The sequence below is a fragment of the Lysobacter sp. S4-A87 genome, assembly GCF_022637455.1.
In the GTDB taxonomy this organism is placed as follows: Bacteria; Pseudomonadota; Gammaproteobacteria; order Xanthomonadales; family Xanthomonadaceae; genus Lysobacter_J.
This window is the reverse complement of record NZ_CP093341.1, coordinates 2422431-2434372: the sequence shown is the minus strand read 5'-3', so window position 1 is coordinate 2434372 and position 11942 is coordinate 2422431. Positions and strand designations below refer to the sequence as shown.

The window sequence follows — 11942 nt, the reverse complement described above, 5'->3', positions numbered from 1 at the left end:
CGCACCCCGATATGATGTCCACTTCGATCAGCACAGCCGCCCTAGTGACCCAACCACCTGTACAGCCTGTCGATGGCGATCACGCAGCCGGTCGCAAGGCATCCATTTCGCGCGAGGACATCCTCGCCGCGGCGCTGAAGCTGATCGGCCCGCACCGCAGCGTCTCGACGCTGAGCCTGCGCGAGATCGCGCGCGAGGCCGGGATCGCGCCCAACAGCTTCTACCGCCAGTTCCGCGACACCGACGAGCTGGCCGTGGCCCTGATCGACCTGGCCGGCCGCTCGCTGCGCAAGATCGTCGGCGAGGCGCGTTACCGGGCGAAGACCGATCGCAGCATCGTGCGCAGCTCGGTCGAGGCGTTCATGGAACAGGTGCGTGCCGACGACAAGCTGCTGCACGTGTTGTTGCGCGAAGGCACCGTAGGGTCGGACGCCTTCAAGCACGCCGTCGACCGCGAACTGAACTTCTTCGAGGAAGAACTGCGCGTCGACCTGATCCGCCTGACCCGCGCCCAGGGCATCCCCCTGCGCGAACCGGCCCTGGTGGCCAAGGCGATCACCCGCCTGGTGTTCGCGATGGGCGCAGCGGCGATGGACTCGCCGCCCGAAAAGGACCCCGAGCTGATCCGTCAGCTGACGATGATGGTGCGGATGATCATCGCCGGATCAAGGACGTTGGCGGCCAGTTAACCGCCGTTGCCGTCGATCTCTGGCGCCCGCTCGGTCACGACCAGGAGCACGTCGCTGTCGCCGGCCAGGCCGTGCGCCTCGAACAGGGCCGGATCCCCGGCCACCCGCAGCAGGCCGGCCAGCCCGGCGGCCCCCGACGGCGTCGACTCCGGGCCACCGGACTGGCGCAACAGGTACACCGCCTCGGCCAGACCGGACTCGTCGACCGCCACCGCGGTCGCGCCGGCGCGGCGCAGGGCGGGCAGGGCGGCCGCGGAAGCCAGGCCGCAGGCGAGCATTTCGGCGACGGTGTGCAGGTCGCCTTCGATAAGGGTTGGCTTGTGCATTTCCAGCGCGCGGGCAACGCAGGCCGCAGCCGCGGGTTCGACCACGACCAGGCGCGCGGCGCCGCCCATGTGCGGGCGCAGGCCATCGGCCAGGGCGGCGGCGAGTCCGCCGACTCCGGCCTGGACGAAGGCATGGCCGGGCCGCACCCCGAGTTCGCGCAACTGCACGCCCAGCTCGTCGGTGATCAACCGGTAGCCCGCCATCACGTCGGCGACGACATGGTTGGCGGGATCAGGGTCGGTGTCGGCAATGAGCAGACCGTCGCCGGCGGCGGCGGCCGCGGCCGCGGCGTCGACCGCGTCGTCGTAGCTGCCATCGACGATCACGATCTGCGCACCGCGGTCGGCGATGCGCTGCACGCGCACCGGCCCGACCGATGCCGGCAGGTAGATGCGCGCTTCGGCGCCGGCGCGCTGTGCGGCCAGCGCCACCGACAGGCCGTGGTTGCCGTCACTGGCGCAGATCAGGCGCGGCAGTCCCGGCTGGCGCGTGCCGCCGGCGAGCAGATCCTGCAGTGACGCGGCGCCGCTGGCGCGCACCAGCGCGCGCAGGCCGGCAAGCATGCCGCCGAGGACCTTGAAGTTGCCGAAGGGACGCTGGCTCTCGAGTTTGGCGAAGACGCGGCCTACGCGCGCCGTGGCCGCCAGCCGTGGCAGCTCGACCAGATCCGTGGGCCGGTACTGCGGGAACAGGGTGGCGAAATCCGCCGCGGTGCCGTGTGTCGTGCTTTCCATGTCATCACCCTGCCAGTGTCCTTTTGCGGTATCGCCGCGCCAGCGCGCGGTGATCAGTCGTCGATTGCCACCGGGATGGTCAGGCCGCGCTTGACCACGCTCATCGCCACGTTGGTGGTGAAGCGGGCGACGTTCGGGTTCTCGCTGACCAGTCGGCCCATCAAGGCATCGTAGGACTCGGCGTCGGGCGCGGTGACGACGAGCACGAAGTCGGCCTCGCCGGTCACGTAGAACGCCTGCTGCACGTGCTCCTGCGCAGCCAGCCATTTGCGCAGTTGCGCCATCAGGTCCGGGCGCTCGCGCTCGACCTGCAGCGAGACGATGAAGATCGTCGGGCGGCCGACGGCCCTGGGGTCGACGATCGCCGATTCGCGCTCGATCACGCCCTGCTCGCGCAGGCGGCGCAGCCGCCGCTGGATCGCCGACGGCGACAGCGCAACATGCTCGGCGAGCTGGTCGGCGGTCTGCCCGCAATCCTCCTGCACGAGGTTCAGCAGTTGTCGGTCAAAGCGGTCGAGTTCCATGGCGCGCAGCTTATCGCGGCCGCCGTGCAGGAAATGCGCGCGCCGGGGCGCCACAACGCCGCCAACACGCACGAAGCCGGCGCCAGTATTCGTGGCATGCAACTTCTCTATCAGACCCACTCCCCCTACGCCCGCAAGGCGCTGGTGTTCGCCCACGAGGCCGGCCTGGCTGGCGCTATCGAGGTCGTCCACCACGAGACCAGCCCGACCCGCCGCAACGAGGCGGTGTTCGCGCGCAATCCGCTGGGCAAGGTGCCGGTGCTGTTGCGGCCCGGCTTGCCGGCGCTGTTCGATTCCGACGTGATCTGCGCGTACCTGGATACCCTGCACCGCGGTCCGCGCCTGATTCCCGCCGAAGGCGAACAGCGCTGGCATGCACTGCGCGTGCAGGCGGTTGCGCAGGGTCTGGCCGACGCCGGCATCGCGGTGCGCTGGGAAACGGTCCGGCGTCCGCCGCAACTGCGCTATCCGCCCCTGCGCGACGGCCATATCGCCAAACTCGAAAGCAGCTACGACTGGCTCGAGCGCGAGCTCGACGTCGACACGCTGCATGTCGGCCATGTCGCCGTTGCCACCGCGCTGGACTGGCTGGAGTTCCGCCAGCTGCCCGGGTTCCGCGCCGGACGCCCGCGACTGGGCGCGTGGTTCGACGCGTTCGCCGCCCGGCCGTCGATGCGGGCCACGCCCTTGTCGGGCGAGACGCAGGATTAGCGCGCGGGCAGCGGCATCCCCCGGAACGCCTTGACCGTACGCAGCACGAAGCTGGAGTTGACGTCCGCCACGCCGGCCTGGTTGAGCAGGCGATCGAGCAGGAAGCGCGAGAAGTGCTCGAGGTCCTGCACGACGATCTGCAGCAGATAGTCCATGTCGCCGGTCAGGGCGTGGCAGGCGACCACTTCGTCCCAGGCGTTGACGAAGTCGACGAAGGCGGCGATCGCCTCGCTGTCGTGGCGCACCAGCTGCACGCGGACGAATGCCAGCAGGCCCAGGCCGAGCCGGTCGGGATCGACCTCGGCGCGGTAGCCCGCGATGACCCCCTCGCGCTCCAGCCGCTGCACCCGGCGCAGGCAGGCCGAGGCCGAAAGGTGGACGCGCTCGGCCAGCTCGGCATTGGTCAGGCGGCCGCTGCGCTGCAGTTCGGCGAGTACCAGCAGGTCGGTCCGGTCGAGTTCGATAGCGGCCATTTCGTGCGCCTTGATTGCTGTTGGCGCAAGAATATTGCTCCGTAACCGGCTACATGCGCAACTACGCAAGCCTATTGCGCGTTTTGGGCGCTAAAGTCGAAAGTCAGTACAAGGAGCCCCCATGAACGCAATCTCCCCCAACCGCGTCGAACACCAGCTCACCGACAAGGGCTATGTGCCGGTGTACACGACGTCGGTGGTCGAGCAGCCGTGGGCGAGCTACAGCCAGGCCGACCACGATGTCTGGGCGACCCTGTTCAAGCGCCAGCGCGAAGTCCTCGTCGGCCGCGCCAGCGACGAGTTCCTGCGCACCCAGCACGCCATGGGCATGACGCCCGACCGCATCCCGAAGTTCGACGACCTCAACCGCATGCTGCGCAAGGCGACCGGCTGGGAGCTGGTCGGCGTCGAGGGCCTGTTGCCGGAGCTGACGTTCTTCGATCACCTGGCCAACCGTCGCTTCCCGGTGACCTGGTGGATCCGCAAGCCCGAGCAGCTGGACTACCTGGCCGAGCCGGACCTGTTCCACGACCTGTTCGGCCATGTGCCGCTGCTGATGAACCCGGTCTTCGCCGACTACATGCAGGCCTATGGCCGCGGCGGCGTGAAGGCGCATGGCCTGGGTGCCGACGCGCTGGTCAACCTGACCCGCCTGTACTGGTACACGGTCGAGTTCGGCCTGATCCGCCAGCCCGACGGGCTGCGCATCTACGGCAGCGGCATCGTCTCGTCCAAGGGCGAGTCGATCCATTGCCTGGAAAGCGCGTCGCCGAACCGCATCGGCTTCGACCTGGAGCGGATCATGCGTACCCGCTACCGCATCGACACCTTCCAGAAGACCTACTTCGTCATCGACAGCTACGAGCAGCTGATGGAAGCAACCACGCCGGACTTCACGCCGATCTATGCACGACTGGCGCAGCAGGAGTCGATCCCGGCCGGCACCGTGCTCACCACCGACACGGTGTTCAACCGCGGCACCGGCGAAGGCTGGGCGACGGACGGCGACGTTTAAGCAGGGTCGGCGTCCACCGCCCAGCGTCCCGAGCTTGCTGACGTCATCCCGGCGAACGCGCCTCCTGCCACACCGCATTGCCTCTCTCGCCTGACTGGCGAGCGGACGCCGTCGCCAGCAACTGCTTCGCCAGCGTCCGCGCTGCCACGCGCAGCTCCGGCACGGCCGTGATTTCCCACAGCTGCGCACGCAGCAGCGGCCCGAGTGCATACAGGCCACGCACCACCGAGCCATTGCCATCGAGTGCCTCGAAGCGCGGCGAGGCATTGATTCCCAGTCCCAGCGGATCGCCGCTGAGCATCCCCGAGTCGCGCAACTGCGCCACCAGTGGATGACTGGTGCGCTCCAGGTCGGTATCGAAGCCGGTGGCACGAATGAGCACGTCGAATTGTTCGCTGCTGGCGTGGGCGAAGCCGCGTTCGCGGATCAGCACTTCGATCGCGTCGCCACCGCGTCGCGCCCGCAGCATGCGGCCGGCGCGGATGCGCAGGCGGCCGCGCACGCGCAACTCCTCGATCTCGTTCGCCAGTGCCGGCGCCAGGCGGTGGCGCAGCACTTCCCAGTGCGCGCGCAGATGGCGCAGGAACTGTCCGCGCTGCAGTTGCGGCAGGCCACGCCAGAAGCCCTGGATGTACGGCCGCAACGCGTCGATCAGCGCGCGCCAGTCCGGCACGATCGGTGTCAGCGTGCGCAGCGCCCGGACCAGTTGCCGCAGGTCGTGGCTGTTGAGTGCCTGCAATACCGTCGGCGGCAGGGCGATGGCGGCAATGGGATCATCGCTGTGTGCGTTGGGCAACAGCCCATGCCGCGACAGCGCGGTGATCGGACCGCGATGGCCGCGCCGGTGCAAGGTCGTCACCACGTCGGCCATGGTCAAGCCAGTGCCGATCACCAGTACGCGTGCGCCGGGCGGGACGCCGTCGATCGCGCCGGTTCCGTCCAGTCCGTTCTGCCACGGCCAGCCCAGGTAGCTGGGATGCACCGCCAGGCGTGGCCCGACTCCGGCCAGCGGTTGCGGTGGCAGTGCGCCTACCGTCAGCACCACCACATCGCTGAGGAAGTCGGCGCCGTCGGCGAGGTGGATGCGGAAGGCCCCCGCATCGCGCTGGATCGCGATGGCCTCCTGCTCGACCCGTGCCAGCGCCGCCAGGGACACCTGCGCGGCACCGTGCAAGCGTGAATGCAGGTACTCGCCATAGACCAGGCGCGGCAGGAAACTGTGGCGTGCGCGTTCGGTCAGGCTCAGCCAGTCGGCGAACTCGCCGGGGTGGTCGGCGGTCGCGCCGAGGTCGCGCGCCCTGACATTGAGCAGATGCTCGGGCCGCGCCTCGCCATACGCGACCCCGCGACCGTAGCTGTCGGGCGTACCGACCAGCTGGATGTCCACGCCGGCCGGCGCCGCGCGCGCCAGTTCGGTGGCCAGTACGCAGCCGCTGAAGCCGGCGCCGATGATGCTGATCCGCATGACCGTTGTCTCCGTCGCTGTCGGGCGTCCATTGGTAACCGGACGCGGGCGCGCGGAGGTAAATCTGAGGTTATCCGCTCGGAACCGTTCTTCAGCGCGACATAACCGATCGCCATAACCATCACGAACCCGTAGCCCGGGCAAGCAAAGCGCACCCGGGGCCCCTCACCGCAGATCTCACCCCACCGACGAAAGCTCCCCAACTTCCCGCGGCTTCCAGCGCCGATCAATCAACACCTTCGCGACCACCGCAACCAGCAGCGGGCCAAACCATGCCAGGTAGCCCAGCACGCCGCCGCTGATCGACGGCAGCAGGCGCGGCAGTCCGATCGACAGGAACGCAATGTGGGTGGCAATGCCATTGCCCAGCACGGCGTTGTAATGCTCCACCAGCCACCACTGCCCGCGTGCGCCCAGCTCGGCACGATGCCGCCATTTGTAGAGATGTTCAGCACCGCTGAGCAGGCCGACCGCGGAAAAACCCATCAGCAACGGCGAGCCGACGCGCATGCCAAGCGCCAGGACGGCAACGCCCGACAGCAGCGAAAGCGCGCCCAGTGCCACGTACACCGGCCCGGTGTAGCGGGCAACGTCGCCCTGGTCGCGAATCGCGCGCCACTGGCTCCACACCGCGGAGGCGGTGATCACCACCAGGTAGGCCAGGAACGCCGCCGTGACCGGGCGCCCGTCGCGAAAGGTGAACCACGCCATCGGTGCGCCGGTGACGAGGATGCCCGCCATCGCCAGCAGGAACGCGCGACCGACGCGCCGGTGCAGGGGCGTGCCCTTGCGCAGGGCGGCGTTGCTCCAGAACGTGGCCAGTGCGACCACGCCGATCGCGCCGTGGACGGAAACGAGAACTTGATAGGGAGTCATGGCCGCCAACCCGGTTCATCGGAAGTGAGGTCAGGCTGCGCCGGCATCATCTTGAATCGCAGTGCCCGCGGTCATCGCTGCGACCTGCCGGAAGTCACTTTCTGCTCCGGCGGCATTGCGCGCGCGTCGCCGCGGTCGCAGCATGGCCGCCATGAACGATCGCCTGCGCACGCTGCTGCAACCGCTCAACCTGGCAGGTGTGTTCACCCTCGTCGCGGTCGGCATGGCGTTGCGCTGGATGCCACCGGAGCGGCTGCCCTACGGCCTGGCCCTGGTTGCCGCGTTCGGGGCGCTGCTGCTGGTGACCGACATGTGGCCGCGCGTGACCTGGCTGCGGCCGCTCTCCATCGTGCTGATGCCGCTGATCGCGCTGACGCTGATCTGGCTCGACCCGCGCCCGTCGGTGGCACCCGTGCTGCTGGTGGTGTGGACGGCCGTGATGGCGATGACCCTTTCGCTGCGCACCACCATGATCGCCGTGGTCGTGGTCGACATCGCGTACTACTTCCTGCTGCGCACGGACGACCACAGCGCGCCGTTGACGGTCGTGTTCATCCACGGCGGCTTCCAGGCCTTCGCCGCACTGTGCGCGTGGTATGCCTCCAGCGCCGAGCGCGCCCGCGATGCGCTGGCGCGCGTCAACGCCGACCTGCTCGCCACCCGTGCACTGCTGGCCGATTCGGCGCGCGACAACGAACGCCTTCGCGTCGCCCGCGAGCTGCACGACGTGGCCGGCCACAAGCTGACGGCCATGACGCTGAACCTGCGCGCGCTCGCCGCCGATCCGGCCTTCGCCGGGCGCCAGGAGATAGTCATTGCGCAGCAGTTGTCGAGCGAGCTGCTCGCCGACATCCGCGGCATCGTCCAGGCGATCCGCCACGATCGCGGCCTCGATCTCGCCACCGCCCTGCGCGCCCTGGCGGCGCCGTTGCCGCGACCGGCGCTGCGGCTGAGCATCGATGACAGCGTGCAGGTGACCGATCCTGCCGTCGCCGAAGCGATCCTGCGCCTGGTGCAGGAAGCACTCACCAACAGCATCCGCCACGCCGATGCCGACGTCGTCCAGGTCGCACTGACCTGCCATGGCGGACGCCTGCGCATCCAGGTCGAGGATGACGGCTACGTCCGCGGTGCGCTGCGCGAGGGCAACGGCCTGGCCGGCATGCGCGAGCGCATCGTCGCCGCCGGCGGCAGCCTCGACCTGTCCACGTCCGCGCGCGGTGCCTTGCGCATCGAGGCGAGCTTGCCGGCATGAGTTCGCAGCGATGACACCCGCCCCGGTCCGCATCGCCCTGGCGGATGACCAGGGCATCGTCCGCGCCGGCCTGCGCGCATTGCTCGAGCGCCATGGCATCGAGGTCGTGTTCGAAGCCGAGGACGGCGCGCAGCTGCTCGAGCTGCTGGCGACGACGCCGGTCGACGTCGTGCTGAGCGATATCCGCATGGCCGGGGTCGACGGCATCGAGGCCCTGCGGCGCATGCGCGAGCGCGGCGACAGCACCCCGGTGCTGCTGCTGACCACCTTCGACGAAAGCGAGCTGCTGCTGCGTGCGACTGCTGCCGGCGCTCAGGGATTCATGCTCAAGGATGCCGCGCCGGAGGAGCTGCGCGACGCGATCGCGCGCCTCGCCGCCGGCGAAACGCTGCTGCAACCGGTCAGCACCGACCCGGTGCGCGCGAGGTACCAGTACCACGCCAGCGAAGCGCCGCGCGAGAACTTCACCGAGCGCGAAGTCGCGATCCTGCGGCTGCTCGCTGGCGGCTATTCCAACAAGGAGATCGCGCGGGCGATGTTCCTGGCCGAAGGCACGGTCAAGAACTACGTGTCGGTGATACTCGACAAGCTCGACACCCGCGACCGTACGCGCGCAGTGCTCAAGGCGATCACGCTGCGGGTGATCTGAGCCGCGCTCAGCCGGCTGGGCGGCAGTCGGCGTCCACCGCTTCGCTGCGATGGCTGACGCAGAGGCGGAAGTCGGCAGGCAGATCGCTGCGGTCGCGAACCTGGCCGACCTGCACGTCGAACGTGCCCGCCGGGCGATGCACGCAGTGCGCGCCAGCGGCCGAGGTGGTGCACGTGCCGGTGAACAGCGCGTAGTGGCAGTGCCCGGTGGCGCTGCGCATGCACTCGAAGCGGACCTTGCCGGTTTCGATGCTGGTCTTGCTCAGCAGCGTCTCGACGCCATTGTCGGTGCTGCGCGCGACCAGCGTGGTGCCGGTAGCGCCGAGCCCGCTGATCCCACTGATCTCGCCGATCCCGCCGACCAGGCCGAGGAGAAAGTAGACGAAAGCCATTACGTTGCGCATGGGGCATCCTTTCGCGGCATCGAGCCACGTCGTGGGTACTGCATGACATTCGGGGCGGCGCCGCTTTTGCGGGCTTTGTGCGGGCGGCCGCTACATCTGTTTGAACAGGGCCATGAACGGCTGGCTGACGGTGAGGGTTTCCGGACGCTGGCGCAGGCGCACCACGCCCTTGCCGCTGTCGTCGCGAACGATCGATGCGATCGCCTTGAGGTTGACGATGGTGGAGCGGTGGATCTGGCAGAACACGGCCGGGTCGAGCGCGATCAGCAGTTCGCGGATCGGTTTGCGGATCAGCGCTTCACCTTCGGCCGTCATCACCACGGTGTACTTGTGCTCGGCGCGGAAGTAGGCGACGTCGTCGACCAGGATCAACCGCGTCTCGCGACCGGCGGTGGCCGTGATCCATGTCAGCGGCGGCTCGCTGTTGCGCGGCGCCAGGTCGAGCGTGGCGACCAGTTGTGCCAGCGCGACCGCATCGACGCTGCCGGCAGCAGCACGGGCCTGCACCCGCTGCGCTGTCGCCGCCAGCCGCTCGCGGCTGACCGGCTTGAGCAGGTAGTCGATCGCGCCATGTTCGAACGCGTCGACCGCGTACTGGTCGTAAGCGGTGACGAACACCGCCTGCGTCCCCGGACTGGCCTGCGCGGCAGCAGCGGCGACATCCAGCCCGGTCAGGCCCGGCATGCGGATATCGAGGAAGGCGACGTCGGGGCGGTGCTCGGCGATGGCTTCCAGCGCGCTGGCGCCGTCCTCGCACGCGGCCACGATCTGCAACTGCGGCCAGACCTCGCCGAGCAGTTCGACCAGCGCGTTGCGCAGCAGCTCCTCGTCTTCGGCGACGACGGCTTTCATCACCCGTGGCTCAGCCATGGCCGGGCTCCTGCACGGGGGCGATCGGCACCGTGATCGTCGCGGCGACGCCGTTGGGGAAGTTGGCCACGATCGCCAGTGTTGCCGCATTGCCGTAGACCAGGCGCAGGCGTTCACGCACGTTCTTCAGGCCGATGCCGGTGCCGGTGCTTTCGGCGTTGAAGCCATCGCCATCGTCGGCCACGGTCACCGAGACCACGCGATCGTTGCTGCGCGCCAGGATCCACACGGTGCCGCCGCCGGGCTTGGGCTCGAGCCCGTGCTTGATGGCGTTCTCCACCAGCGTCTGCAGCATCATCGGCGGCAGCGGCGTCGTGCGCAGGTCTTCCGGGACGTCGATCTGCAGCGCCAGGCGCGGACCCATGCGCAGCTTCAGGATCTCCAGGTAGGCACGCGATCTCTCCAGCTCGACGCCCAGCGTCGACAGCGCATCGTCGGTGCGCGGCAGCGAATGGCGCAGGTACTGGATCAGGTGCCCGAGCATCTCGTCGGCGCGGGCCGGGTCGGTGCGGGTGAGGTACTGCGCACTGGCCAGGGTGTTGTAGAGGAAATGCGGCTCGACCTGCGCATGCAGCAGGCTCAGCTTGGCCACGGTCAGTTCCTTCTCGGTCACCGTCTGCGCCACCGCGGCACGCTCGCCGCGACGGCGTTCGGCGATCCGGCGCGTGACGGCGCGGGTGATCGCCTCGGCGTTCTCGAGGTTGGTGCCGTCGTCGACGCGGAACCAGTCGCTCCACGCACCGCTCTCGGGCTCGCAGATCAGCGTCACGCTGCCGGTGCCCTCGCCGGGCGTCACGGTCGCCTGGATCTGGTTGCGCGGAATGCCCAGCAGCACCAGCGGATTGACGTAGCGCGAGGGCGAGTGGCCGTAGGGCTCCAGGCGCTTGACCTTGGCGCGGATCTGCAGGCTGTCGCGGACGCTTTCGATCTCTTCGGTGCGCGGCAGTTCGCGGATGGCCGCGTCGAGCAGGTCGAATGCTTCCCCGGCTTCGAGCGGGATCTCGATCTGCCGGCGCTGGCGATTGCCCAGCGTGACCGCATCGACCTGGCCGGCGATCAACCGCACCCGGCGCAGGTGCGACACCGCACCGAGGACGACGAAGCCGATCGTGACGAAGAACAGGAAGGTCACCGGCAGACCGTCGAACCGACCCAGCGGCGTCGCATCGATCAGGATCGCCAGCACCAGGAACGCCAGGAACCAGGCGGCGATCAGTCGGGCGATGAAGTAGAGGTTGGTGGCCATGCGGCGTCGGTCGGGTCGGGATTCTGTGCGGCCGAGCATAGCGGCGGTGCACGGCGACCGGGCGGTGGTTGCGACGGAAGCGCCGCAGGCGCGACGAAACCCGTCGCTGGCGCCCCAGATGCGGGGGAGGGTTCGCTGGCGGGCTCCAGGCGGCGCTGGCGGCGGTGCCACCCGGTCCTGCTCAGGCGCCGCGAAGCCACCGCATCGTCATGATCCCCAGCACCGTCATCGCCAGCGACCCGAGCAGGTGCAGCGCGATGGTCAGCAGCGCCCAGCCATAGGCTTCGCGCTGCAGCAGGTGCACCGTTTCGGCAGAAAAGGTCGAGAACGTGGTCAGCCCACCGAGCAGGCCGGTGATGACGAACAGCCGCCATTCCGGCGCCACCCCCTGGCTGGCGCCGAACCATGCCACCGCCAGGCCAATCAAATAGCCGCCGCCGAGGTTGGCTGCAAGCGTGCCGATGGGAACATTGCCGTGCAGCGAGTTCAGCCAGACGCCCAGCCCCCAGCGCGCCCACGAACCGAGCGTTGCGCCTAGCGCGATGGCCAGCAATGAGTTGAGCATCGGGTCACTCCAGCGGGTCTGCGCGGCAAGGGTAAGCCAGGGTGGACGATTGCGACGAGCGGCCGCTCGCGGCAAAGCGGCTGGCCGGCGTCAACACATCGGCGCCACGGGCGCGGACTAGACTGGTTTTTCCCCCGCCC

13 protein-coding genes and 1 pseudogene are annotated in these 11942 nt (G+C 69.1%); 5 read left to right on the top strand and 9 right to left on the bottom strand.

Features of this window, described 5'->3' with window-relative positions; translation table 11 throughout:
- Positions 1-44 precede the first annotated feature (44 nt).
- Positions 45-689 carry an HTH-type transcriptional repressor FabR gene (fabR, locus tag MNR01_RS10950; RefSeq protein ID WP_241917841.1) on the top strand — a complete coding sequence of 215 codons (645 nt, stop codon included), beginning with the start codon at positions 45-47 and terminating at the stop codon, positions 687-689.
- On the opposite strand, the gene MNR01_RS10945 is transcribed toward fabR, so the two are convergent.
- Positions 686-1750 carry a pyridoxal-phosphate dependent enzyme gene (locus tag MNR01_RS10945; RefSeq protein ID WP_241917840.1) on the bottom strand — a complete coding sequence of 355 codons (1065 nt, stop codon included), beginning with the start codon at positions 1748-1750 and terminating at the stop codon, positions 686-688. The two genes, fabR and MNR01_RS10945, sit on opposite strands and share 4 nt — an antisense overlap.
- 53 nt (positions 1751-1803) lie before the next feature.
- Complete coding sequence (locus tag MNR01_RS10940) at positions 1804-2274, bottom strand: Lrp/AsnC family transcriptional regulator (RefSeq protein ID WP_241917839.1); 471 nt, start codon at positions 2272-2274, stop codon at positions 1804-1806.
- Between MNR01_RS10940 and MNR01_RS10935 the strand changes: the two genes are divergently transcribed.
- Positions 2248-2985 carry a glutathione S-transferase gene (locus MNR01_RS10935; RefSeq protein ID WP_241917838.1) on the top strand — a complete coding sequence of 246 codons (738 nt, stop codon included), beginning with the start codon at positions 2248-2250 and terminating at the stop codon, positions 2983-2985. The genes MNR01_RS10940 and MNR01_RS10935 overlap by 27 nt on opposite strands.
- Here the strand turns inward: MNR01_RS10935 and MNR01_RS10930 are convergent.
- Complete coding sequence (locus tag MNR01_RS10930) at positions 2982-3458, bottom strand: Lrp/AsnC family transcriptional regulator (RefSeq protein ID WP_241917837.1); 477 nt, start codon at positions 3456-3458, stop codon at positions 2982-2984. The two genes, MNR01_RS10935 and MNR01_RS10930, sit on opposite strands and share 4 nt — an antisense overlap.
- Positions 3459-3579: 121 nt before the next feature.
- Between MNR01_RS10930 and phhA the strand changes: the two genes are divergently transcribed.
- A complete protein-coding gene (gene phhA / locus MNR01_RS10925) occupies positions 3580-4473 on the top strand; it encodes a phenylalanine 4-monooxygenase (protein WP_241917836.1) in 894 nt (297 codons plus the stop codon).
- 43 nt (positions 4474-4516) lie between these two features.
- Here phhA and MNR01_RS10920 read toward each other — a convergent pair whose 3' ends face one another.
- Positions 4517-5938 carry an FAD/NAD(P)-binding protein gene (locus MNR01_RS10920; protein ID WP_241917835.1) on the bottom strand — a complete coding sequence of 474 codons (1422 nt, stop codon included), beginning with the start codon at positions 5936-5938 and terminating at the stop codon, positions 4517-4519.
- A gap of 177 nt (positions 5939-6115) precedes the next feature.
- A complete protein-coding gene (locus MNR01_RS10915) occupies positions 6116-6814 on the bottom strand; it encodes a hypothetical protein (RefSeq protein ID WP_241917834.1) in 699 nt (232 codons plus the stop codon).
- Between the two features lie 51 nt (positions 6815-6865).
- Here MNR01_RS10915 and MNR01_RS10910 point away from each other — a divergent pair.
- Positions 6866-8069 (top strand): annotated as a pseudogene (locus MNR01_RS10910) (histidine kinase).
- A 10-nt stretch (positions 8070-8079) separates the two neighbouring features.
- Positions 8080-8718 (top strand): response regulator transcription factor, encoded by a 639-nt coding sequence (locus MNR01_RS10905; protein ID WP_241917832.1) that lies wholly within the window; start codon positions 8080-8082, stop codon positions 8716-8718.
- A 7-nt stretch (positions 8719-8725) separates the two neighbouring features.
- Here MNR01_RS10905 and MNR01_RS10900 read toward each other — a convergent pair whose 3' ends face one another.
- The 4 genes from MNR01_RS10900 to crcB all read right to left on the bottom strand — a co-directional run bounded on the left by MNR01_RS10900 (position 8726) and on the right by crcB (position 11802).
- Positions 8726-9121, bottom strand: coding sequence for a hypothetical protein (locus MNR01_RS10900; RefSeq protein ID WP_241917831.1), 396 nt, complete (start codon positions 9119-9121; stop codon positions 8726-8728).
- Between the two features lie 90 nt (positions 9122-9211).
- Entirely contained in the window at positions 9212-9991 is a 780-nt protein-coding gene (locus MNR01_RS10895) for a LytTR family DNA-binding domain-containing protein (protein WP_241917830.1), read from the bottom strand.
- The gene (locus tag MNR01_RS10890; RefSeq protein WP_241917829.1) at positions 9984-11237 is read right to left on the bottom strand and encodes a histidine kinase; all 1254 of its coding nucleotides are present in this window, start codon (positions 11235-11237) and stop codon (positions 9984-9986) included. The genes MNR01_RS10895 and MNR01_RS10890 overlap by 8 nt, the downstream gene beginning before the upstream one ends.
- A 181-nt stretch (positions 11238-11418) precedes the next feature.
- Positions 11419-11802 (bottom strand): fluoride efflux transporter CrcB, encoded by a 384-nt coding sequence (gene crcB / locus MNR01_RS10885; RefSeq protein WP_241917828.1) that lies wholly within the window; start codon positions 11800-11802, stop codon positions 11419-11421.
- Between the last annotated feature and the right edge of the window lie 140 nt (positions 11803-11942).

Coding starts and splice junctions, on each gene's coding strand:
- MNR01_RS10915 (WP_241917834.1), bottom strand. CDS start 6,814: ATGACTCCCTATCAAGTTCTCGTTTCCGTCCACGGCGCGATCGGCGTG.
- MNR01_RS10890 (WP_241917829.1), bottom strand. CDS start 11,237: ATGGCCACCAACCTCTACTTCATCGCCCGACTGATCGCCGCCTGGTTC.
- MNR01_RS10895 (WP_241917830.1), bottom strand. CDS start 9,991: ATGGCTGAGCCACGGGTGATGAAAGCCGTCGTCGCCGAAGACGAGGAG.
- MNR01_RS10930 (WP_241917837.1), bottom strand. CDS start 3,458: ATGGCCGCTATCGAACTCGACCGGACCGACCTGCTGGTACTCGCCGAA.
- MNR01_RS10945 (WP_241917840.1), bottom strand. CDS start 1,750: ATGGAAAGCACGACACACGGCACCGCGGCGGATTTCGCCACCCTGTTC.
- MNR01_RS10900 (WP_241917831.1), bottom strand. CDS start 9,121: ATGCGCAACGTAATGGCTTTCGTCTACTTTCTCCTCGGCCTGGTCGGC.
- MNR01_RS10940 (WP_241917839.1), bottom strand. CDS start 2,274: ATGGAACTCGACCGCTTTGACCGACAACTGCTGAACCTCGTGCAGGAG.
- MNR01_RS10905 (WP_241917832.1), top strand. CDS start 8,080: ATGACACCCGCCCCGGTCCGCATCGCCCTGGCGGATGACCAGGGCATC.
- phhA (WP_241917836.1), top strand. CDS start 3,580: ATGAACGCAATCTCCCCCAACCGCGTCGAACACCAGCTCACCGACAAG.
- MNR01_RS10920 (WP_241917835.1), bottom strand. CDS start 5,938: ATGCGGATCAGCATCATCGGCGCCGGCTTCAGCGGCTGCGTACTGGCC.
- crcB (WP_241917828.1), bottom strand. CDS start 11,802: ATGCTCAACTCATTGCTGGCCATCGCGCTAGGCGCAACGCTCGGTTCG.